The organism is Thermostichus vulcanus str. 'Rupite' (genome assembly GCF_022848905.1).
Lineage (GTDB): Bacteria > Cyanobacteriota > Cyanobacteriia > Thermostichales > Thermostichaceae > Thermostichus > Thermostichus vulcanus_A.
This window is the reverse complement of sequence record NZ_JAFIRA010000020.1, coordinates 37,605-58,922: the sequence shown is the minus strand read 5'-3', so window position 1 is coordinate 58,922 and position 21,318 is coordinate 37,605. Positions and strand designations below refer to the sequence as shown.

The window sequence follows — 21,318 nt, the reverse complement described above, 5'->3', positions numbered from 1 at the left end:
AATGGGTGCGGTCGGCTCAGGGGATGGGGTACTTGGCAATCCCCTGAACTCCATGAATACCTTGCGGCTTCAAGCTGTGGGGGGCTAGAAGGGAGAATCCCCCGGTTTCTAACCGGGGGAGTGTCAATCAGCATTGCCTGGGCGGATGGAGAATATGACCCCAAAGAACAAGCCCTGATCGAAGATTTAATCCGTTCGGAGTGGCCGCAAGAGGAGGGGAAAACCCTGGATCCCCTCTCACCGGAGGCATTGGCAGCCCAGTTACAGCCGGAATTTCGAGAAGATTTCTTGCGGACAGCGGTGATGACCGCCGTTGCTGATGGGGTGTATTCCGAGTCAGAAGATCAGCTGTTGCACCGGTTTGCTACCGCCCTCGGACTGGAGTTGCCCCAGCTTGACCTGTTGAAAACCACTCTTGCCACCTCAGAAGCGGGATCCCGCCAAACCCTGACCCCTATCCAGGCCGATGCCGGCCATCCTGAACCGACCAATCTGTTGGATCCCTTGCGCCACTGGATGGACGGGATCCAAGTTCGTGACCCAAGGGTGGCGCGGTTTTTATGCCGCATGATCCCCTCCCAGTGCCCGTTTGAGCAGGATGTGGTGGTGTTTGGCCACAAAGTCATGCACATTCCCCCCATGTGCAAGCTCAATCCCCTCTACGATCAGGTGGTGGGGCTGCGCTTCCGGGCCTTGTCGCTATTGGCGGAGAAAGGGGAAGATACCACCCAGTACGTTTAGGATATCGGGATTGCCAGATCTGTCCTTCGCCATTCAAGGGCACCCCTCACCCCAGGCGCTCTTCCTGTTCTGATCCACCGGACTTGAGATGCGGGGGCAGCGGCAGGGTGAGATTGTAGTGATACCAAAGAACCCGAGAGACCATTCCATCCGGGATCCCCAACGGATATGTAAGAACGTTGCCAGGATCCCATACCAGGAGCCAACCCCTCAAGAATGGGTCGGATCCGTTTCTCCCAAAGAAACCGCTTCTACCGCCAAGGCCACCTCCGCCTCTTCTGTACGCACATTCCGCAACAAGCTCTCTAGGGAAGTATGGGCTTCTGCTTCTAGGTCTGCACCTCCCGCAGGGATCCCCTCCGGCAACCAAACCAAAAACGGCAACGGCAGCAGCGTGGAGAGATTGGTCAACATCAACAGCAAGCCCAAAGCGCTGAAATCCGTTTCCGTCACCCCCAGGGCGTGCATCAGCAGGGATCCCAATTCTTGCGAGAGAAAGCCTGCCAAATTAAAGGCCGACATTAGCAGAGCAAACAGAGTGGCCTCAATCCCCGCTGGGCACAGGCGCGCAGCCAGTACCAGCACCGGCATAAAGGCAATTTGCCCCGCCACCGTCAGCACCAAGCTGTCCCCCAAGCTAAACCAGTGGTCGTCAATGCCCCAACCCCGGTTCCAGTGATTGACCAAGATCAAGCTGGTCAGGCCCAACCCCGCCGAAATCACCGTCATCCAGCCAAACAACGGTCGCAACGGGATCCGCCGCAGATACACCTGAAAAATGCCCACCCCGATCAAGCTAGCCACGCTGGTGACCAGTCGTACCTGGCCCAAAAATTCCGGTCCAAACCCCAAATCGTTGGTGACGAAGTAAAAAAAGGCCACATCCGAACTGGGGGTGGCCTGCCAAACAAACACAAACAGCACCGGCAAGAAAATACTGGGCTGCCGCACCGCCCGCCATACCTCCCCCACCTGTTGCTGCAAGGGATCCCAGCCCTGGGACAGGGCAACCGGATGGTCCTGAATTACCCCCGCAGAAAATGCGATCAACAACGGCAAAAAGGCCGTTGCCGCAAACACCAACTGGGGCGGATAGTGGGCCAACAACGCACCTCCCAAATAAGCGGTCAACAGGGATCCCAAGGCCGTCGCTCCCCACGTCAAAGATTGCAACGTCCCCGTACCCGCCCAATCGCTCTCCCGAACCCGTTCCACCACCAGCGAATCGACGATCACATCTCCCACCGCCACCGCCAGGGATCCCAGCACCATCCATAGAGTCGCCCATCCAGCTGTCGGTGCCCAGAGGGCCATGCCCAGCCAAGCCCCGCATCCCAACAGGCCAGAAAGCACCAAGTAGGGCTTTCGCCGATAACCGACAATCGGTACTGCATCTGACAGCAAGCCGTACAGGGGTTTGAGGGTCCAGGGAATTACCGCAATACCCGTTAAGGCCGCCACCTGCGCTGGACTCAACCCCAAGCTGTCCTTGAGGTAAAAACTGGTGGCCAGCCGTGCCAACCCTACCGCTCCCTGCACAAAGTACACCAAGAGGATCCCGAATAGCTCCGGTGTCCAGTGAATGCCTTGCAGCCGACTGAGGGTGAGTCTACGCAGCCGTTGCAGCAGGAGTGGAATCATGCGTGAAGGAATGTTAACGGTTTTTTTACTGTAGCCTGTTTACCCAGGGATCCCTGTCAACTGCGGCTCCATTCCCCACTTCTGTAGAGATTCCAAGCCCTATCCCTAGCTTTGGCTGACATGGCCGACAATGCGAGGGATCCCTTCTTGAATTTCTCATGAGCTGGCAACGCCCAGATGGTCGGGCTCCTGCCCAATTGCGCCCGGTCTCCTTTGAGCGACACTTTACGCGCTATGCACCCGGATCGGTTTTGGTCAAATTTGGCCATACCCACGTCCTCTGTACCGCCAGTGTGGCCGAAGAAGTCCCCCCCTTTTTGCGGGATAAAGGCCAGGGTTGGCTGACGGCTGAATACCGCATGTTGCCCGGAGCCACCCAACAACGACAACCGCGCGAGCTGATGAAGTTGTCGGGCCGTACCGCTGAGATCCAACGGCTGATTGGGCGCAGCCTGCGCAGTGTCCTGGATTTTCAGAAGCTGGGATCCCGTACCATCACCCTCGATGCCGATGTGTTGCAGGCGGATGGGGGCACGCGCACCGCGGCGATTACCGGGGGCTATGTGGCCCTCCACGATGCCATCACTTGGCTCTACAAACAGGGCTTGCTCGATCCGGAACAGGGATCCCCGTTGCGGCAACAGGTGGCGGCCCTTTCGGTGGGGATCGTCCAGGGAGAAGTGATTGCGGATCTGTGCTACGAGGAGGACAGCCAGGCGGAAGTCGACATGAACATCGTCATGAACGAGCAGGGATCCTTCATCGAGATTCAGGGCACCGCCGAACAAACCTGCTTTAGCCGTCCCCAGTTGGTGCAGATGCTGGATATGGCCCAAAGCGGGATTCAAGCATTGCTCCAGGCCCAACGACAGGCGCTCCATCTTGGCCCCTCGCGTTAAGCTCCAGTAAAAGCCCTGGATGAGCTGTATTAAAGCAATTGCCTCAGAACAGGGTTTTCTCGCTACAGAAAGGGCAGAAGGGAGCGCTACGATGAAGGGATTGTAAAGTTTCCCTTGCCAGAACTTTGGGTGGGTGGGTGAGGTGATGCAACCCCAGTTGACCCGGAGAAAGCCGCATGTCCCGTTTTGTGTTCGGATCTGAGGAGCTTGCCCCACTGCTCAGGCAGCAAAGCCGACAGTTCACAACCGGATATCTGCGCATTCATCTCAAAGGAATGGATCCCTCTGAGGGGACAGAGGCTTGGGTGCTCACCTATTACCACGGCAGGTTGATTTTCTCCGCCGACCAACCCCTTGATATCCAGATTTTTCTCAAGCGCCTGTGCCGATTTATTCCGCGCCTGAACTTGGGCTGGTCGCAGCGGGCCATCCAGGTGGTGCAGGAGCGCCTGATGAAAGAGAACTCACTGCAGGAGCTGATCGAAGGCATGACCCAACTGGCATTGCTCAAGCCAGGGGAAGTGGAAGATGCCCTGTGGCTGAACCTGCTGACGGACTTTGATCGATACCTATTCGAGCGGGCGGGCACCTGCCGCTTTGAGGTGCAAGAGCGGGTGGCCCAAGATGCCCCCATTGGCGGCTTCGAGCTGGGGCCGCTGCTACAGGAGGCGGCCCAACGCTGGGATCAGTGGATGGCGTTGAAGGTGGCGATCCCGACGATGCTGGCGGTGCCAGTGGTGAACTGGGAGCGCGTCAATCGCTATCGCATCACCGAGGAGCAACGACAAAAGCTCCACAACCTCACGAAAGATGGGCAGTCGCTGGAGGTAATCGCCAAGAAGCTCTGCCGCGATCGGCTGGAGGTGGCCACCCTCTTTGCCGGCTGGATCAAAAAAGGGCTAATTAGCCTACAAACGCCCCCGGAACTGCTTCAGGCCAAGCGCCACACCCCGATCACCATTCTGGCGGTGGATGACAGCGTGGTAATGCAGGAAATTATGCGGCAGTCTTTGCCCAACTACCAGGTGCTCACGACGGGCAACTCTGCGGAAGTCCTCCACCTGTTGTTTCAGTACCGGCCTGATCTGCTGCTGATGGATGTGACGATGCCGGGGATCGATGGGCTGGAGCTGTGCCGGATTGTACGCAACTTGGAGGAGTTCAAATCCATTCCGATTGTCATGGTCACTTCGCGGGATGGCCTGTTGGATCGCATCCGGGGCAAATGGTCGGGAGCCACCGCTTACCTGACCAAACCCTTTACCGAAAGTCAACTGAATGCCGAAGTGGAGCGCCTTTTGGCCCAACAGCCCCACTTGCAGGAGCGTCTGGCCGGGTCGGGAATCAGAATGGATCAGACCTCTTTGTTCAAGGGATCCCACACATCACTCGGATCTCCCGCTCCACGCGCTGCAGAACAGCATCAGGCCAACGCCTAGAACCCCTAATCGGATCCCTGTTGTAGGGAAGAAAACCCGGCTTTGTGTGGCGATAACTGGCCGCCGTGTACCTGAACAATTTGGGCCGCACTGAGCCAGCGGGCATCGAAGGATCCCAGATGGGTGGTGGTGACCAGGGTTTGGACACGGGTTTGAATGGCATCCAACAGTTGATTTTGGCGATGGAGATCCAGCTCCGCCAACACGTCATCGAGTAACAGCAAAGGCGGCTCCCCGATCACCTGCTCGATCAACTGCAGCTCCGCCAATTTGAGAGCCAACACCAAGGTGCGCTGTTGTCCCTGGGATCCGTAGGCACGGGCGGCGGTCTGGTTAATGCTCATCTCCACATCATCCCGATGGGGCCCCACCAAGGAGCTTCCCAAAGCCAGTTCAGCGGCAGCTTTCGCTTGAATTTCCTGCAAAAACTGGGCTTGCACCACCTCGGCAGTGGCCTGGGGATCCGGCAAAGGCACTTGGGGATGGTAGCTCAACGTCAGGGTTTCCTGTCCACCGCTGATGGCTCGATGCCAGTGATCCGCCAGAGGGTCTAGTCGCTGTACCAATCGGGCGCGGCGGCGCATGATGCGGCTGCCTGCTGTGGCCAGCTCGCCATTCCAAAAAGCCATTTCTGTGGAGGAATCGGTTAAGGAATGCCCTGCCGGATCCCGCTGCGCCTTCAGGAGGGCATTGCGCTGTTTCAGCACCTTGCGGTAGTGCTCGAGCAAGCCGGTGTAAATGGGCTCCAGTTGGATCAACACCCCATCCAACCAGTTGCGCCGCGACTCCGGCCCACCCCGCACCAAATCCAGATCCAGGCTGGAGAACAAAACGGCATTCACCTGGCCGAGAAACTCCGCTTGGCGGCGCAGCGGTTGCCCGTTCACCTTGAGGGTTCGCCGACCGCTGCTGCGCAGATCCACCACCAATTCGTGCGCCACACCCAGCCGTTCGATGGTGGCTGCGATTTGAGCCTGAGGGGAGTCATGACTCACCAACTCCCGATCCCGACTGGCCCGTCGCGAGCGTAAGGTGGCCAGCAGCTCCACGGCCTCTAGCAGGTTGGTTTTCCCTTGGGCGTTATCCCCCACTAGGATCGTTTTGGGTGAGCCAAACTGGATCCCTTGATCGCTGTAGTTGCGAAAGTGCCGCAGATGAAGGGAACGCAGGTACACAAAGTTGAGGAATTAAAGAAGGGTCTTGACTCTCTACCTCAGGGATTCTTAGCGAGCTGAGGCTAGCCTGCTGGAGGTCTTAACTTAGGCCATCTTAATTAATTCCTAAAGACTCTGTCCCACTGCCGTGACCGGCAGAAGCCATTATCAGCCACTTCCGAAAACTTGTGCCAACCGCTCACAGGTCACCTTGATTTTGTCCAGACTCCCGGGATTCACCAAGCCGTAGTAGTCAAACCCATAGACCCTCTGGGTTTGTACCGCCTGCAATTGATCCCAAAAAGGACGGGACTGGAAAAAAGCCAAGGGATCCGCCGCCTCCGGGTTGACCACCAACAGAATCTCCGGATTGGCCTCCAGGATGCGCTCGGCTGAAAGGGTGACATAGCCGCGAAATTGCCCTTGGCTTTGCAGGGTGGCCGTCAGATTGTCCGCACCAAAGCGTTCCAGCAGATCTCCAGCCCAGCTTTGCCGGTTAGGGGAAAGAATCGGCTGCGTACCCGCTAGCAGCAGCGTTTTCGGTTGAGAAGGGGGCAGTTGCTGGGGTAAGAGCGCTCCGTATTCCTGCAGTAAAGGCTGGGGATCAACTCCCAGGGCGGCGGCCAGGGTGGTGATCGTCTCTTCTAAGGCAGCCCAACTGTTGACAGCAGTTAAGTAAGTGGGGATCCCCAATTCCTCCAACCGTGAGGCCAAGGCATCGTGAAACCCACTGGCGCCCACCACCCAATCCGGTTGCAGAGCCACCAATTGCTCCAGGTTGGGTTGGTTGCCCAGGCCCAAGCGGGTAATGCCCTGAAAACGGGGATCCGACTCCAGTAGCTGTCCGGAAGGGATCCCCACCAGCTTATCGGGGGCCAGACGATAGAGAATATCCGCTGTCAGAGTGGTGAGGCTGGCCACGCGGTTGACCGGGGCCTCAACTAAAGAGTGTGGGGAGCGCGGGATCCCTGCTTGTGCCCCTGCAGAATGTCCCCACCACCAGGCTCCTAAGCCGGAGAGGGTGAGAGTCAAGATTTGGCGGCGAGAGTAGCGATAAACCATAGACCAACCTCCAGAGAACAGCAGAACGAAGGAACCCAGGTTCTGGGTTCATCCTGATCCCTCAGTTGAGGGCAAATTGAATGGGTACCGTGACCCAAGATTCGATCGGGACATTGTTTTTCAGAGCGGGGCTGAATTGCCACTGTTGCACCGCCTGCTGAGCGGCACTGTCTAGAGCTGGAAAACCACTCGAGGAGAGGATCTCCACCTGCTGCACCCGCCCCTGAGGATCAACCTTGGCTCTGAGTATCACTTGCCCCTGCTGATTGAGACGGCGGGCTTGGGGTGGGTACTGGGGTGGGGCATTGCGGCCTGGAATCGGTTGGGCCAAAGTGTCCGGCAGGGGATTGGCGGCAACCGAGGGCGGAGAAGGCGGTGGAGCAGGAGCAGGTGTTCCAGCAGGCGCTGCAAGGGGAATGGAAGTGGAAGCGGCCTGCGGGGAAGGAGAGGTCGCTGTCGAAGAGGAAGCCCCTGATGGGCCGGAGGAGAGGACTCCGTCCCGCTGACGCGATTGGATCCCTTGCAGCAGAGGGGTCAAGCGAGGCACGGGCGTACCTGCAGGCGCAGGGGAAGCAGGCATTACAGCAGGAGAGGACGGTTGCTGGGCCACAGCAGCAGGAGTAGGAACAGGGGTGGAAGTTGGGGTAAGCGGGGGAGTTGCTGTGGGAACGGGAGTGGGTGGAGGCGTGGGTTCTGGGGTAGGTGGAGGTGTTGGTGTGAACGTTGGTGTTGGGGTGGGAGTGGAGGTTGGTGTTGGGGACGGCGTTTGCAGGCCCAGGTTGGCCAGGGGCAAGGGATCCGGCTCGGGGGGAGGCGGCAAAGGTTCTGGGAGGGGTTCTGGTTGGCTGGCGGGTACTGCGGGCGGCGGTAAGGGATCCGGCTCAGCAACCGGTGCGGGAGGGAGGGGAGCTGCTGGCTCCGGCTCACTCTCTTGGACAGGCTCTGCGACTGGATCGGCTGCCAGTTCCGGTTCCGGGGGCAGTTCCAGCAGCATAATCGGGATCCGCTGCTCCAGCTCTGGCACCGGTCGGGATCCCTGCCAGATCCAAAGCAACACCACCAAGCCATGCAAAAGAGCGGATCCCAGGGTTCCCCAGGTGGGTGGTTGCGAGAGATCCGGTCGCTGATGGCGCCAGTGGGAGGGAGTCCATACCCAGCCAGACGCGGGATCCTCTGTCCAGTGGCTACGGGCCACCGCCAAGGCCGTACAGCAACAACTGGCTTGTAAAGCATCGTTCAGAAGAGCCTCACCCCAGGCTAGGCAACGACCGCCAAGCTCTGTGGGCATAGCCCAGAAGCCCAATTCCACAAAAGCCAGCCCTACCCCGTAGGCCACCCCTTCCTGCAGCCAGTAATAGCTTTGCAAGTGCAGCACCACACCCCAATCCCGCTGAGGCCGGACTTCGAGGGAAGGGTGGGTGAGGATTGGCCGTTCTGCCAGCATGATCTAGGAGAGCTTAAAACCGCGCAGAAAAATTGAGAGCTACATTCCGGCCCGGTTGAGCCCGTCGTTCTACCGCTGGCCCGACGAAAAGATTACGGGTTTCGGAGTAGAGGAAATACTTCTCGTCAAACAGGTTGTAAACCCCAAAGTTCAACTGCCAGTTGTCATCCAGGTTGTAGTAGGCCAGCAAGTCCACCACCGAGTAGCCGCTGGCCAGAAAGGGGATTTGGGGCGGAGCATTGGGATTGGTTTGGACAACCTCCCGTTGGGGATCCCGTGGATCGGCCACCAAGGTGGCTATTAACCTTGCCCCCCACACTTGGCTGGGATCGTCGTAGTTCAATCCCAGTACCGCCGTTAGGGGCTCAATGGAAAGCAGGGGTTTGTTCTCGGTGAGGTTGTCCCCTACCGCCCAGGCCAAGCTGCCGTTCAGGCTCCACCCGGTCAAATCTGGGCTGAAGAAATACTGACCTGTGGCTTCTACTCCGTAAATGCGGGCCCGACTGACATTCTGGCTCTGGAACAGGGTAACAGGCGGGGGAGGTGGCCCACCGGGTGGGCCAGGGGGGGAAGGCTCGGATCCCACTTCTCGAAAGGCTTCGATGAAGTCGTTGTAGTCGTTATAGTAGGCTGCCAAGCTAAAGCTGGCCTGAGGGTAGATCCCCCGCAAGCCCACCTCGAAGCCCTGGCTGGTTTCCGGGCGCAAATCGGGATTGGAGAGGGTGCGATAGCGGAAAAAGGGACTGGTGAGGTTGGTAAAGCCACTGTTGATTTCGTTGTACTGGGGGGCACGGAAGCCGGTGTTGTACTGGGCTGTAAACGTTAGGTTGGGGTTAATCCTCCACACCAAGCCCAGTTTTGGAGAAATCGCATCGGCAAACAGACTGACGGCTTCTGCCCCACTCTTCAAGAAGGTTTCATCCGGGCTGGGGGTGAGGTTGTAGGTGTCGTAGCGGATCCCGGGGATGAGGGTGAAATTGCCGCCATTAAACTCAATTTCATCCTGGAGGTAAAGGCCGAAGCGCACGGTATCGGAGTCGGGAAAATCTTTGGTGGGGAAGTTATCCGGGGGAATATTTTGGGTGACTGCCCCGGTTTGTAAATTGGTTTGGAAGCGGTTGCGAGGGCGTTCATTGCGAGTTGTGGAGAGATCCACCCCATAGACCAAGCGGTGGGAGATATCCCCGGTTTGGAAGCGGCTTTGGGCCTGTAGGTTCACCCCCAAGATGTTGCTGATCAGCTCATTAAAGGTATCGCGGCGGACGGGTACGGGCTGACCTTGCACAGTGAGGGTGCGGTTTTCGACGCTGGGCTCTTGGGTGCGGGCCGGTTGGTAGTAAATCTGCGCTGTGGCCAGTTCAAAGGCTGGGGTATCGGGGTTGGCATAGCGATATTCCAGGCTAAGGCGGGTGCGCTCGATATCGATGGTTTCCTCAAAAAAGCTAATGCCTGTATCTAAGTTACGGGGGGCGGTGGTGGAGGTGGTGCGACGGTTGAAATATTCTCCGGTCAAGTTGAGGCTGCTGTACTCATCAAAGCGATAGACCAGCTTGGCCAAGACGTTATCCCCAATTTCTGTCTGAGGATTGACAAGGCTGGGATCCGCTTTAATGTTGGTTTCCCGTCCATCGCGGCGGGTGTAGATCAGCATCGCCTCTAGGTTGTCCTGCCGCCCCGCCAAACTGACGGTATTGACAAAGCCCTGATTACGACTGCTGTACTGGCTGGAGATGCCCACATGGCTATCCCGTTCTCCCAAAAGATCCGCGGGATCCAAAGTCGTAAAGGTCACCACACCCCCCAGAGCATCACTGCCGTAAAGGGTGGAAGCGGGGCCGCGGATAATTTCTACGGTGCGGGTGGTTTCCAGCTCAAAGGTATCCCGCCCTAGGTTGAAGGGGCCAAAGGTAAAGCGTTCCGGTTGCCGGATCCCATCCACCTGAATGAGCACCCGGTTGCCATCTAGGCCGCGGATATTGAAATCCTGGAGGCCATAGCGGAGATCATCCCGAACCGTGATCCCCGGCTCGTAGCGCACCAGATCCTGAATGTTTTGGATGAGCTCCTGCCGTAGCCGCTCGCGGTCGATCACCGTGATGCTGGCGGGAGAATCGGCCAAGGAGCGCTCGGTGCGGGTGCCGGTCACCGTCACCTGTTGCAGGTTAAACACCGGGATCCCCTGTTGCAGCACCTGCAAATCCGCCTGCAAACGCTCGACTTCCGCCTCATCCCCCCGCTGGCGGGCCGCTTCAATTTGCGCTTCTAACTCGCGGATTTGCTCCTGCAGGGTGGTTGCCCCTTGCACAGGAGCGGGAGTAGCCTGAGCCAGCAACGGGGGATCCGACAAGGATCCCGTAGCCGGTTGGGTTTGTCCCCAAGCCAGGGATCCCCAGCCCACCCCCACACTCAAACCCAAGCTCACCAGGCCAGATAAACGACCGACAACGCCCATAACGCCTCACTCACAACAAGAAAGTTCAAGGTTGCAGTTCAAAAGAAGTTCAAAACGGATTCATTACCCCTGCCGCCCCTCCCACCGACAGCGGTACCCCATCCACCCCCACAGCCGCTATGGGGCAAAGCTGCCGGCCCACCGGGGTCGGGATCCACTCCACCTCCAAGCCAAACACCTGCCGCACCCGGGTCGGGGTCAAGACCTCAGGAGGGGATCCCACCGCCTGCAACTGGCCGGAACTCAGCAGCGCCATCCGTTGGCTGTAGCGAATGGCCAGATTCAGGTCATGGAGTACCGTGATCACCGTCAGGTTCCGTTCCTGTTTCAGCCGTTGCAACAGCTCCAGCAGCTCCAGTTGGTAGCGCAGATCCAAAAAGGTGGTGGGCTCATCCAACAGCAACACCTGCGGTTCCTGCACCAGGGCCATGGCCAAAAACGCCCGCTGCCGCTCTCCCCCCGACAGGGTTTCTAGCCGCCGCTCCGCTAGGGATCCCAGCCCCGTTTGCCCTAGGGCCTGCTCCACCCGCTGCCAATCGGCCCGCCGTAACTGCCACTCCCACCACAGCTGGTGAGGCGAACGCCCCAAACTCACCAACTGTCGCACCGTCAGTCCTGTCGGGATCCGCTGCTGTTGGGGTAGGAGAGCCAGTCGCTGGGCTACCTGCTGTGGCGTGAACTGACGATGGAGATCCCTGCCGTCCAGGAGCACAACTCCAGCCGAGGGAAGCAATATGCGGCTGAGCAAGCGCAACAGCGTCGATTTGCCGGATCCATTGGGGCCAACAATGCTCAGCCATTCCCCCCGCTCCACCTGCAGCGAGAGCTCTCGGATCATCGGCTGGCTGCCGTAGCCGCCCCACAAGCTTTTCGCCTCCAGAATGGCTGCCTGCTCCCTCACAAGCCCCTCTCCTGTCGTTGCAGCAGCCAGCCGAAAAAAGGTGCTCCCATCAGAGCCGTCACCACCCCCACCGGCAACTCCACCGCTCCCAAACGGGCCAGGATATCGGCGGATCCCAGCAAGCCCGCCCCCGCCAGGGCCGAAAGAGGCAACAGCCAGCGGTGATCGGATCCCACCCCCTGCCGCACCATGTGGGGCACCACCAACCCGACAAAGCCAATCAGCCCGCCAACGCTCACCGCCGCCGCCGCCAACAAAGCCGCCACCAAGCCAATTGCCACCCGGGTACGGGCCAAAGGGATCCCCAAGCTCACCGCCATCTCCTCCCCTAAGCCCAACAGGTTCAAGGCCCGCGCCTGCCCCCAGCCCAGCCCCAGCCCCACCAGGATGTACAGCCCCGCCGTCTGCACCTCCGGCCAGCCGCGTCCGCTCAGGCTGCCGATCAACCAGGTCAGAGCCACCTGTACCCGGTCATCCGCCATCAACAGCAAGGTGGAACTGATGGCTCCAAACAGGGCACTCACCGCCACCCCGGCCAAGATCAGCCGCTCCACCGCTAGCCCTGCCCGTGTGCGCGCCAATCCATACACCAACAGCGTGGTGAGCAACCCCCCAACCCAAGCCGCCAACGGTACCCAACTCGTCCACTCCCCTAGCGTCAGTAACCCCACTGCTGCTAGGCCTGCCCCCGCTGAAATACCCAGCAGATAGGGATCTGCCAACCCATTCCCCAACATCCCTTGCAGCAAGGCCCCTGCCATGCCCAAAGCCGCCCCCACCAACTGCGCCAGCAAAGCTCGCGGCATGCGCAACTGCCAAAGGATGGTTTGATAGGTGGGATCCCCCTGTCGCCACAGCGCCTGCCAGACTTCCGCCCCACTCATGGGCACAGCGCCCAAAGAAAGGGAGAACAAAAACAGCAAGATAATGCCACTCAGTAGCAAGCTAGCCAGGCCGATAGGATGGATAGTCCATACCTTCTGCTTATAGATCTTTTCAACACCAGGCGATGCACGTTCGTTGCCAACCAGCACCTCAAAAACCTCTTCGACAGAAATCCGCCAGGAAAACTCAGTCCCTACAGGCCCAGCAGATTCACCCCAGAGCAGAAGGACTGGCTAATTATTGGCTAGTGTTATTGAGAAATAAAATCAACAAAGTTGTAGTTGTCAGAATATCAGCACCTTTCAGATATTGCAAGAGACTACCAATAACAGGCGAATAACTAGGTGCTTGGCGCTGGCATCAATTTGCCAATTGGCCGGATTTCTGGCCAGGATTGTTCTCTCGTGAGTGTGGATGCCATGTCTTCGTCCTCTTCTGCCGCCGAAACCTGGGATGCCTTGACGGTGGATCCCGCGCTGCTCACCCCGATGATGCAGCACTACGTGGAGCTGAAGCGGCAATATCCCCAGGCGATTCTGCTCTACCGGCTGGGGGACTTCTACGAGATGTTTTTCCAGGATGCTTACATCGTCTCGCGGGAGCTGGAGCTGGTGCTCACCGGGCGAGAGGGAGGGGCAATTGGGCGGATCCCGATGTGTGGCGTGCCCCACCATGCCTTTGAGCGCTATGCCGCTCAGTTGGTGGCCAAAGGCTATGCCCTGGCCGTCTGCGAGCAAATGGAACCCGCCGATCAAGCCAAAGGATTGGTGCGCCGGGAAGTAACACGGGTGATCACCCCAGGCACCGTTTTGGAAGAAGAACTGCTGAAAGCGCGGCAGAACAACTATCTGGCGGCTATTGTGCGCCTCAAGGATCTCAGGCAACCCGACTCCCCCTGGGGCTTGGCCTACGCCGATATTTCCACCGGGGAGTTTTGGGTATGTCAGAGCGCAGGGGCAGAAAAACTGGAACAAGAACTGGCACGGCTCCAGCCGGCGGAGGTGTTGCTGCCGGTGGAGGATGGCCTGGGCCTCAATCTGGTTCGTCCCAGGGATCCCCAAGCCCTCCTGGATCTACCGGGTCAGTATGGCTATACCCTGCGCCCCCCAGAACCCTTTGAGTTGAGCGTGGCCCGAGCTAACCTGCTGCAGACTTATCGACTGGGATCCTTGGAAGGGTTGGGCTGTGCCGGGCTCCCTCTGGCAATTCGGGCAGCGGGCGGGCTGTTGCAATACCTGGAGGAAACCCAGAAGAACCTCATCCAGGAGAAGGGGCTCCATTGCCTGTTGCAACCCCCACGTACCTACCAACTGACGGATTACCTAATGTTGGATCCGCAGACGCGGCGCAACCTGGAACTGACCCAGACAATTCGGGAGGGGGCTTTCGCCGGATCCCTCCTCTGGGTGCTGGATCAGAGTCGCACGGCGATGGGAGGGCGGGCGCTGCGCCGTTGGCTCCTCCAACCGCTGCGGGATCCGGAACCCATTCAAGCCCGCCAGGACACCATCCAAGAACTGCTGGACCATCCTTCCCTGCGCACCCGCCTGGGATCCCTGCTGGATTCCCTCTACGACCTGGAGCGCTTAGCCAATCGTGTGGGATCCGGTACCGCCAATCCCCGCGAGCTGGTGGCCCTGGGATCCTCCCTAAGTAAACTGCCGGATCTGGCAGACCTAGTCGCTGATGCCCAAGCCCCTCTTCTGCAAAGCCTGCAACGAGTGGATCCCGCCCTATCGGATTTGGGCCGGCTGATTGAGCGCACCCTCCTCCCCTCCCCTCCCCCGCTTCTGACGGAAGGGGGACTGATTCAGGCTGGTGTGGATTCCGAACTGGATCGGCTGCGGCAGCAGGTGGAACAAGACCGACAATGGATTGCCAACCTGGAGAAGATCGAGCGGGAACGCACCGGGATCCCCACTCTCAAGGTGGGCTTTAACAAAGCCTTCGGCTACTACCTAAGCATCAGCCGCGCCAAAGCTCACCAAGTGCCGGATAACTACATCCGCAAGCAAACCCTGACCAACGAAGAACGCTTCATCACCCCCGAGCTAAAGGAAAAAGAAGCCCGCATCCTCACCGCCCAAACCGAGATCAACCAACGGGAATACGAGCTGTTTTTGCAGTTGCGCCTACAAGCGGGATCCCAAGCCGAACCCATTCGCCAAGTGGCCCAAACCATCGCCACCATCGATGCCCTGTTGGGGCTGGCGGAAGTGGCAGTACAGCAGGGGTATAGCCGCCCCAAAATCACCCGGGATCGGCGATTGTGGATCGAGCAGGGTCGCCATCCCGTCGTGGAAAAATCGCTTCCGAGTGGGTTATTTGTGGCCAACTCCGTCCGGTTGGGATCCCCTGAGGGCCCCGACTTGATGGTGCTAACCGGGCCGAACATGTCCGGCAAATCCACCTACCTGCGACAAATCGGTTTAATTCAAATCCTGGCTCAGATGGGTAGCTTCGTCCCCGCCGAACGAGCCGAATTGGGTCTCTGCGACCGCATCTTTACCCGCATAGGGGCCGTTGATGATCTGGCCACCGGGCAGTCCACCTTCATGGTAGAGATGAACGAAACTGCCAACATCCTCAACCACGCCACCGAGCACTCTTTGGTGTTGCTCGATGAGATTGGTCGCGGTACCGCTACGTTTGATGGTCTCTCCATTGCCTGGGCCGTGGCGGAATACCTAGCCACCCAAGTGCGGGCCCGAACCCTCTTTGCCACCCACTACCACGAGATGAACCAACTGGAAACGCTGCTGCCCAATGTGGCCAATTTTCAGGTGGTGGTGAAAGAGTTGGAAGATCGCATTATCTTCCTGCACCAAGTCCAAGCGGGCGGGGCGGATCGTTCCTATGGGATCGAGGTGGGGCGGATGGCGGGACTGCCCAAACCGGTGATCAAACGGGCCAAGCAAGTCCTGGAGCTGGTGGAAAAGCACAGTCGCATCGGCTTGGGGCTCAGAAACCAAGGACGAAACCAGGAACGTGCCCAGGGCGCGAAGAAAAATCCACCGGAACAGGAACAAAACCCCAGCACTGAACAACTGCCGATTTTCCCGGATATCGGTTAGGACTCGTTGCTGCTCAACTCTTCCTCAACGGGATCCCGTTCCTCCAGAGCAAAGGTGGCCGCCAAAATATCCAGCTCATCCCGATGCCCCTCCACCCACAGCCGGGATCCAGAACTCTCCTCTTGCAGTTTGAGGCGGATCTGTTCCGGGCGTTGGTTGCGCTGGCGGTAGTACCAACCGGCCCAAGGGGAAGCCAGCATCAGCATCCAGGGCCACCCCCCCCATTGCGGCTCAAGGGTGGACAAAACCAGCGCCAAACAGGCCAACCCCACCCCCGCCAGCCCGGTGAGAAAAAGCGCCAAGCCGGTACTGGCCTTAGCCTCCCCCGCAAAGGTGGCGATGCCATCAGAATCGGTGGATTGCAGTTGGTAGGCCCGACCCTGCAAATGGCTGCGCAAGGCGGATCCCAAGGAGTTTAACGGACGGCTGCTAAAGTAGAGGCGGTTCTCCGTTCGATCTTTACCCGAAGCTCGCAAAAAAAAGAATAGGCCGATAGCCAGTAGAGCGGTCAGCGTTAGCGTCGAAAGGGTTTCCCCCGTCAAGGTAATTTCTGGCCCATTCATCGCAATTCAGCGTCCTTAGCGTATAGAGCGTATAGCTTTTCCTAGGGTTCCCCATTCCAGCTTATGGGAGCCAGTGCCCTGCCTGAAAATTAGGCATCCCTCAGTAACCTTTGACATTCCTGCACCACCTCTGCCAAATCCTCACTACACCAGGGGTAGTCCAGAGGGGGCCGCTGGATCACCCACAGCGGGATCCCGAGGGTTTTGGCCACTGCTTGCTTGATCCTCAGTCCGCCGGCCTCTCCAGAAGCTTTGCTGATTGCCACTTCAATGGACAACTGCTGCCAAAGCTGCCATTCTTGCTCAAAACTCAGGGGCAACCGCATCCCGATCACCCGTTCGGCAGGGATCCCGGCTTGCACCGCCTGGGGAACCGATTCTGGTAAGACTCGCGCCCACAGTTGAGAACGCTCTTGCCAGGGCAAAAACAGCGGCAGAGCCTTCACCCCCACCAGCAGGAGTACCCGCCGCCCCAGCAGCACCTCATCTGTGAGTACCCCCCGCCAATCCGGCACCACCTGTACCGCAGGATCCAACTCAACCGGCGGGCGTTCGTAGCGCAGGTAAGGGATCCCCAGTTGCGCCGTCACCTGGATGGCCAGTTGCGAGATCTGCTGGGCAAAAGGATGAGAAGCATCCACCACCACTCGGATCCCATGTTCTCGCAGGAATGGCCCCAAAGATGCCGACGAAAATCGGGTGATGATCACCTGACCGGGTAAATCCTGATACAGTCCTGTTGCGCCTGCCGTAGTGACCGTCACTAGCCAGGGGATCCCTTGTTGGCTGAGGGCTTGAGCTAAGCTGCGACTCTCGCTCGTACCGCCGAGCACTGCCACCGGAGTCGGGTTACGGAGTAGGTTCATGGTGTGTTGCCAAACTTTGACACCCGTAGATACGATCAAGGCTAATGGCTGGAGGCAATTGCTCATGATCGAGATGCATGTGGCTGGGATCGCGGTTGATGCCGTTAACCAGAACCCCATTGTGATCCTCCGCGACAGCAGCGAGCGCCGTGCCTTGCCCATTTGGGTGGGTAAAGCGGAGGCCAACGCCATTTTGCAGGCCCTAGATGACCAAAAGCCCCTACGTCCCATGACCCATGATCTGCTGCTCAACTCTTGGGAGACCTGGGGGATCACCTTAGAGCGAGTGGTTATTCATGCCCTGTTGGACAATACGTTTTATGCGGTGCTCACCACTCTGAACGGCGAGAAAAAACAAGAAATCGACTGCCGCCCCAGTGATGCCATTGCTATTGCCCTGCGGGCCCATGTCCCCATCTGGACGGTCGAAGAAGTGATCGCAGAAGCCTCCATTCCCATGAACCAAGATGCCGATGAAGAGGAGCGGGAGCAGTTTCGCAAGTTTGTGGAAAATGTCAGCCCCAAGGATTTCATTCGCAGCCGACCCTTCACCGACTACCCCACCGAAGCCGATGGCTGATGGTCAGTTGATGGCAACAGGGATCCCGATGGGTAAACCAAAACCATGCCCGATGTTGCTGAGTTAACCCTTTACCCGATCAAGTCCTTAGATGGGGTATCACTACCGGAGGTGAGCCTGACAGCAGCGGGTGCTCTCCTGGGGGATCGCCGCTATATGCTAGTGGATGCTCAGGGCCGACGGGTGAACGGCAAACGCTATGCCCAGCTCCATCGCTTGCGAGCCCAATTTGATCCGGGGCTGCGACAGGTGCAGCTGTGGGGGGATGGACAGGCAGCGCAGTTTGATCTGCAACAGGAGCGGGATCCCCTACAAACTTGGCTGAGCAACTGGCTGGGGTTTCCGGTGCAGGTTCTGGAAGCACCGATCACAGGCTTTCCCGATGATCCTTACGCCAGTGGCCCTACCCTGATCAGCACCTCCACTCTCGAAGTGGTGGCCAACTGGTTCCCCGGACTCACCGCAGAGGAGCTGCGGCAGCGGTTTCGCATGAATATTGAAGTATCGGAGTGCCCGCCCTTTTGGGAAGATCACCTCTTTGCCCAGGCGGATCAGGGGGTGCGCTTTCGCATTGGAGAGGTGGAGCTGTTGGGCATTAACCCCTGTGCCCGCTGTGGGGTACCCACCCGCGATCCGATCACGGGCGCTTCCTATCTCGGCTTTCAGAAGCACTTCGTTGTCCAGCGGCAGAAAACTTTACCCCCGTGGGCCGAGGTTAGCCGGTTTGATCACTTTTATCGCCTTGGGCTGAATACTTGGATCCCGAAAACCGAGGCGGGCAAAAAGTTGAGAGTAGGGGATCCCGTGGAGATCCTCGCGGTTGAACCCCTCAGTGCCTATCCTGAGCTGAGCCGAACCCCGCAGCAGCCTCTCTAGCCGCGTCTTCCTGAATCCCCAGCGACAGTTCTGCCAACCCTGAAGCCGACACAATCTCAGCCGAACAGTCCACCGCTGCTTGCCGAGCTAACCCCAGTCTTGCTCCCGGCTCCTCTTCCATTTCCGCCTACAATCAAGCTAAAGGACATCCTTCCCTGCCAGAGCTATGCAAACCCTGGACTGCCCCCCTGTCTCCCCTCAACAGCCTTACCCAGAACCCGTCTATCCCCGTCGTCCTACCCGTACTGTGGCGGTCGCTGATGTGTTGATCGGCAGTCAGCATCCGGTGGTGGTGCAATCCATGATCAACGAAGACACCCTCGATATCGAAGCGGCTGTGGCCGGGATCCGCCGTTTACATGAAGCGGGATCTGAAATTGTGCGGGTGACCACCCCGAGCATGGCCCATGCCAAGGCCATGGAAGCGATTCGGGACAGGTTGATCCAAACCTACAAGCCGGTGCCCTTGGTGGCTGATGTCCATCACAACGGGGTCAAGATCGCGCTGGAGGTTTCCAAGTACGTCGATAAGGTGCGCATCAATCCAGGGCTGTTTGTCTTTGAAAAACCACAGCCGGGTCGTACAGAATACACACAGGCGGAATTTGAGGCCATCCGCGATCGAATCCGCGAAACCTTTACCCCTTTGGTGCAAACCCTCAAGGATCAAAACAAAGCCATGCGCATTGGGGTTAACCACGGATCCCTGGCGGAGCGGATGCTGTTCACCTATGGGGATACTCCCGAAGGTATGGTGGAGTCGGCCCTGGAATTTGCCCAAATCTGTGCCGAGCAAGATTTTCACAACATCGTCCTTTCCTTTAAGGCTTCCCGTCCACAGGTGATGTTGGCGGCTTATCGACTGGCAGCCCAACGCTTTGATGCGCTGGGATTAAACTATCCATTCCATTTAGGGGTGACCGAGGCCGGGGATGGAGAGTATGGCCGGATTAAGTCGGCAGTGGGGATTGGAACCCTGTTGGCCGAAGGGATCGGCGATACCATTCGCGTTTCTCTGACAGAAGCACCGGAAAAGGAGATCCCGGTTGCCTACAGCATTTTGCAGGCCCTGAACCTGCGCAAGACGATGGTGGAATACGTGGCTTGCCCCTCCTGTGGCCGTACCCTCTTCAACCTGGAGGAGGTGCTGCACAAGGTTCGCGCCGCAACCCAGCATTTGGTGGGCCTGGATATTGCGGTAATGGGCTGCATTGTCAATGGCCCTGGCGAAATGGCCGATGCAGATTATGGCTATGTGGGCAAAAATCCCGGCTTCATCTCCCTCTATCGCGGCAAAGAAGAGGTGAAGAAGGTGCCGGAGGCGGATGGGGTGAAAGAACTGATCGAGTTGATCAAAGCCGATGGTCGCTGGGTGGATCCCGCTTAAGATCCATTGACAGCCCTTTTCGCCAAGGGCACGCTAGCACGTGTCTCTGACAGGCTTTCCTTACGAAAAGCAGCGTAAAGCCCCCGGTTTCTAACCGGGGGATATAAGCGCACAGGCTGAATTTATTCAGCAACAGAAATAGTACATACAATAGTCCCCATGAAACGGGTCACCACCACACTCAAGCTCAAGTTTCTTGACCTCAATGCGGTCAAAGCAGAGATGTTTGCCCAGACGGTTTGTGCGACAACCGCACTGGCAAACGAACTGCTCCGCATCAGTCCGAAGGAGCGGAGGGCATTAACAACCGCCAAAGTGGTGACACCACTCAAGTCGGCCCTCTCCAACCAAGTGATTCGTGTCCTGAAGGGGAAAGCCGGCCAGCGGGTCAAACACTTCAAAGTGTTCTGGCCAGAGGTCAACAACCAAAACTGGAAGCTGCACAAAGTAGGTAGCACCTACTCAGTGAGTTTCCCCACAATTCAGGGTGACAAGCGGGTTCCCCTTGAGGTTGGCAGTTTCTACTATGCCGAGCGTCTTGAGCGCATCTTGGCCGGGCAGGATTGTGAACGGGGAACCTTGAAACTGATGCAAATACGTGGGGTTTGGTATGCTGTTCTGTCTATCACTTGGGAAGTTCCCGAAGTGAAGAGTACGGAGCGACTAGGTGTTGACCGTGGGCAGAACCGTTTGGCAGTGGCGGCCACCCGTTGGGGTCGGGCGGTGTTTTTTGGGGGTGGAGAGGTAGCCTATCGTCGTCGTCGTTTCCAGAAGCGTCGTGCCCAGTTGCAGCAGGCGGGTAAATACCGAGCACTCAAGCGACTGGAGCGCAAAGAAGCCCGGTGGATGAGGGCGGTCAACCACACCGTTAGCCGCCGCATTGTGCGGTTTGCCAATGCGGTAAATGCGGATGTGTGGATGGAAGACCTCTCGGGTATCCGCCAATCCAGACAGAGCCAGAAGGCGCGTTCGGATGCCGGGAAATCGCGCCATACCTGGTCGTACTACGACTTGGAGTGGAAGGTTGCCTACAAGCTGGAAATGGCGGGCAGGACGCTGCATAAACGTCCTGCTGCCTACACATCCAAAACCGACCACAGGACAGGATTGATTGGGAAAAGGAGTGGGCATTTGTTCACTGGGCAGGACGGGTATTGCTGTGATGCAGACTGGAATGCCGCAATGAACATTGCCCAGTGGGACGGGTTTTCGTGTCCCCTGAGTCTAAAAGAAGCCGTATCTGTAATGGGTACGGTCGGCTCAGGGGATGGGGTAGTTGGCAATCCCCTGAACTCCATGAATCCCTCACAGCTTCAAGCTGTGGGGAGCTAGAAGGGAGAATCCCCCGGTTTCT

The 21,318-nt window shown here is 58.3% G+C and carries 17 protein-coding genes; 8 read left to right on the top strand and 9 right to left on the bottom strand.

Annotated features, from left to right (window positions below):
- Positions 1–741: Mo-dependent nitrogenase C-terminal domain-containing protein (locus JX360_RS09210; protein ID WP_279611380.1), on the top strand; the 741-nt coding region annotated here is incomplete at its 5' end.
- Positions 742–951: 210 nt separating this feature from the next.
- Here JX360_RS09210 and JX360_RS09205 read toward each other — a convergent pair.
- Positions 952–2,382: a folate/biopterin family MFS transporter gene (locus JX360_RS09205; RefSeq protein WP_244350362.1), complete on the bottom strand. Its 1,431-nt coding sequence runs from the start codon at positions 2,380–2,382 to the stop codon at positions 952–954.
- Positions 2,383–2,540: 158 nt separating this feature from the next.
- Here JX360_RS09205 and rph point away from each other — a divergent pair, with 158 nt between their 5' ends.
- Both rph and JX360_RS09195 read left to right on the top strand, forming a co-directional pair.
- Positions 2,541–3,281: a ribonuclease PH gene (rph, locus tag JX360_RS09200; protein ID WP_244350361.1), complete on the top strand. Its 741-nt coding sequence runs from the start codon at positions 2,541–2,543 to the stop codon at positions 3,279–3,281.
- A gap of 176 nt (positions 3,282–3,457) precedes the next feature.
- Entirely contained in the window at positions 3,458–4,720 is a 1,263-nt protein-coding gene (locus JX360_RS09195) for a response regulator (RefSeq protein ID WP_244350360.1), read from the top strand.
- Between the two features lie 5 nt (positions 4,721–4,725).
- On the opposite strand, the gene recF is transcribed toward JX360_RS09195, so the two are convergent.
- The 6 genes from recF to JX360_RS09165 form a co-directional block, all read right to left on the bottom strand.
- Positions 4,726–5,895 (bottom strand): DNA replication/repair protein RecF, encoded by a 1,170-nt coding sequence (gene recF, locus JX360_RS09190; protein ID WP_244350359.1) that lies wholly within the window; start codon positions 5,893–5,895, stop codon positions 4,726–4,728.
- Positions 5,896–6,042: 147 nt separating this feature from the next.
- Positions 6,043–6,936, bottom strand: coding sequence for an ABC transporter substrate-binding protein (locus tag JX360_RS09185; protein ID WP_244350358.1), 894 nt, complete (start codon positions 6,934–6,936; stop codon positions 6,043–6,045).
- Between the two features lie 61 nt (positions 6,937–6,997).
- On the bottom strand, positions 6,998–8,380 hold the full coding sequence (locus tag JX360_RS09180) for an energy transducer TonB (protein WP_244350357.1): 1,383 nt from the start codon (positions 8,378–8,380) through the stop codon (positions 6,998–7,000).
- A 13-nt stretch (positions 8,381–8,393) separates the two neighbouring features.
- The gene (locus JX360_RS09175; protein WP_244350356.1) at positions 8,394–10,832 is read right to left on the bottom strand and encodes a TonB-dependent hemoglobin/transferrin/lactoferrin family receptor; all 2,439 of its coding nucleotides are present in this window, start codon (positions 10,830–10,832) and stop codon (positions 8,394–8,396) included.
- A 49-nt stretch (positions 10,833–10,881) separates the two neighbouring features.
- A complete protein-coding gene (locus JX360_RS09170) occupies positions 10,882–11,733 on the bottom strand; it encodes an ABC transporter ATP-binding protein (RefSeq protein WP_244350355.1) in 852 nt (283 codons plus the stop codon).
- The gene (locus JX360_RS09165) at positions 11,730–12,725 is read right to left on the bottom strand and encodes a FecCD family ABC transporter permease (protein WP_425244380.1); all 996 of its coding nucleotides are present in this window, start codon (positions 12,723–12,725) and stop codon (positions 11,730–11,732) included. Before JX360_RS09165 ends, JX360_RS09170 begins: the two co-directional genes overlap by 4 nt.
- A 312-nt stretch (positions 12,726–13,037) precedes the next feature.
- On the opposite strand from JX360_RS09165, the gene mutS reads away from it, so the two are divergent.
- Positions 13,038–15,692, top strand: a complete 2,655-nt coding sequence (gene mutS / locus JX360_RS09160; protein ID WP_244350353.1) for a DNA mismatch repair protein MutS — start codon at positions 13,038–13,040, stop codon at positions 15,690–15,692.
- Here mutS and JX360_RS09155 read toward each other — a convergent pair.
- Positions 15,689–16,255 (bottom strand): cofactor assembly of complex C subunit B, encoded by a 567-nt coding sequence (locus JX360_RS09155; RefSeq protein ID WP_244350352.1) that lies wholly within the window; start codon positions 16,253–16,255, stop codon positions 15,689–15,691. The genes mutS and JX360_RS09155 overlap by 4 nt on opposite strands.
- Positions 16,256–16,344: 89 nt before the next feature.
- A complete protein-coding gene (locus JX360_RS09150) occupies positions 16,345–17,187 on the bottom strand; it encodes a cobalt-precorrin-6A reductase (protein WP_244350351.1) in 843 nt (280 codons plus the stop codon).
- Here JX360_RS09150 and JX360_RS09145 point away from each other — a divergent pair.
- The 4 genes from JX360_RS09145 to JX360_RS09130 all read left to right on the top strand — a co-directional run bounded on the left by JX360_RS09145 (position 17,186) and on the right by JX360_RS09130 (position 21,296).
- Positions 17,186–17,701 (top strand): bifunctional nuclease family protein, encoded by a 516-nt coding sequence (locus JX360_RS09145; protein ID WP_244350350.1) that lies wholly within the window; start codon positions 17,186–17,188, stop codon positions 17,699–17,701. The two genes, JX360_RS09150 and JX360_RS09145, sit on opposite strands and share 2 nt — an antisense overlap.
- 45 nt (positions 17,702–17,746) lie before the next feature.
- Positions 17,747–18,577: an MOSC domain-containing protein gene (locus JX360_RS09140; protein ID WP_244350349.1), complete on the top strand. Its 831-nt coding sequence runs from the start codon at positions 17,747–17,749 to the stop codon at positions 18,575–18,577.
- 166 nt (positions 18,578–18,743) lie between these two features.
- On the top strand, positions 18,744–19,964 hold the full coding sequence (gene ispG / locus JX360_RS09135) for a (E)-4-hydroxy-3-methylbut-2-enyl-diphosphate synthase (RefSeq protein ID WP_244350348.1): 1,221 nt from the start codon (positions 18,744–18,746) through the stop codon (positions 19,962–19,964).
- 159 nt (positions 19,965–20,123) lie between these two features.
- On the top strand, positions 20,124–21,296 hold the full coding sequence (locus JX360_RS09130) for an RNA-guided endonuclease TnpB family protein (RefSeq protein WP_244350347.1): 1,173 nt from the start codon (positions 20,124–20,126) through the stop codon (positions 21,294–21,296).
- The last annotated feature ends 22 nt before the right edge of the window (positions 21,297–21,318 follow it).

Coding starts and splice junctions, on each gene's coding strand:
- ispG (WP_244350348.1), top strand. CDS start 18,744: ATGCAAACCCTGGACTGCCCCCCTGTCTCCCCTCAACAGCCTTACCCA.
- JX360_RS09145 (WP_244350350.1), top strand. CDS start 17,186: ATGATCGAGATGCATGTGGCTGGGATCGCGGTTGATGCCGTTAACCAG.
- JX360_RS09205 (WP_244350362.1), bottom strand. CDS start 2,382: ATGATTCCACTCCTGCTGCAACGGCTGCGTAGACTCACCCTCAGTCGG.
- JX360_RS09185 (WP_244350358.1), bottom strand. CDS start 6,936: ATGGTTTATCGCTACTCTCGCCGCCAAATCTTGACTCTCACCCTCTCC.
- JX360_RS09180 (WP_244350357.1), bottom strand. CDS start 8,380: ATGCTGGCAGAACGGCCAATCCTCACCCACCCTTCCCTCGAAGTCCGG.
- JX360_RS09150 (WP_244350351.1), bottom strand. CDS start 17,187: ATGAGCAATTGCCTCCAGCCATTAGCCTTGATCGTATCTACGGGTGTC.
- JX360_RS09175 (WP_244350356.1), bottom strand. CDS start 10,832: ATGGGCGTTGTCGGTCGTTTATCTGGCCTGGTGAGCTTGGGTTTGAGT.
- JX360_RS09195 (WP_244350360.1), top strand. CDS start 3,458: ATGTCCCGTTTTGTGTTCGGATCTGAGGAGCTTGCCCCACTGCTCAGG.
- JX360_RS09155 (WP_244350352.1), bottom strand. CDS start 16,255: ATGAATGGGCCAGAAATTACCTTGACGGGGGAAACCCTTTCGACGCTA.
- rph (WP_244350361.1), top strand. CDS start 2,541: ATGAGCTGGCAACGCCCAGATGGTCGGGCTCCTGCCCAATTGCGCCCG.
- JX360_RS09140 (WP_244350349.1), top strand. CDS start 17,747: ATGCCCGATGTTGCTGAGTTAACCCTTTACCCGATCAAGTCCTTAGAT.
- mutS (WP_244350353.1), top strand. CDS start 13,038: ATGTCTTCGTCCTCTTCTGCCGCCGAAACCTGGGATGCCTTGACGGTG.
- JX360_RS09130 (WP_244350347.1), top strand. CDS start 20,124: ATGAAACGGGTCACCACCACACTCAAGCTCAAGTTTCTTGACCTCAAT.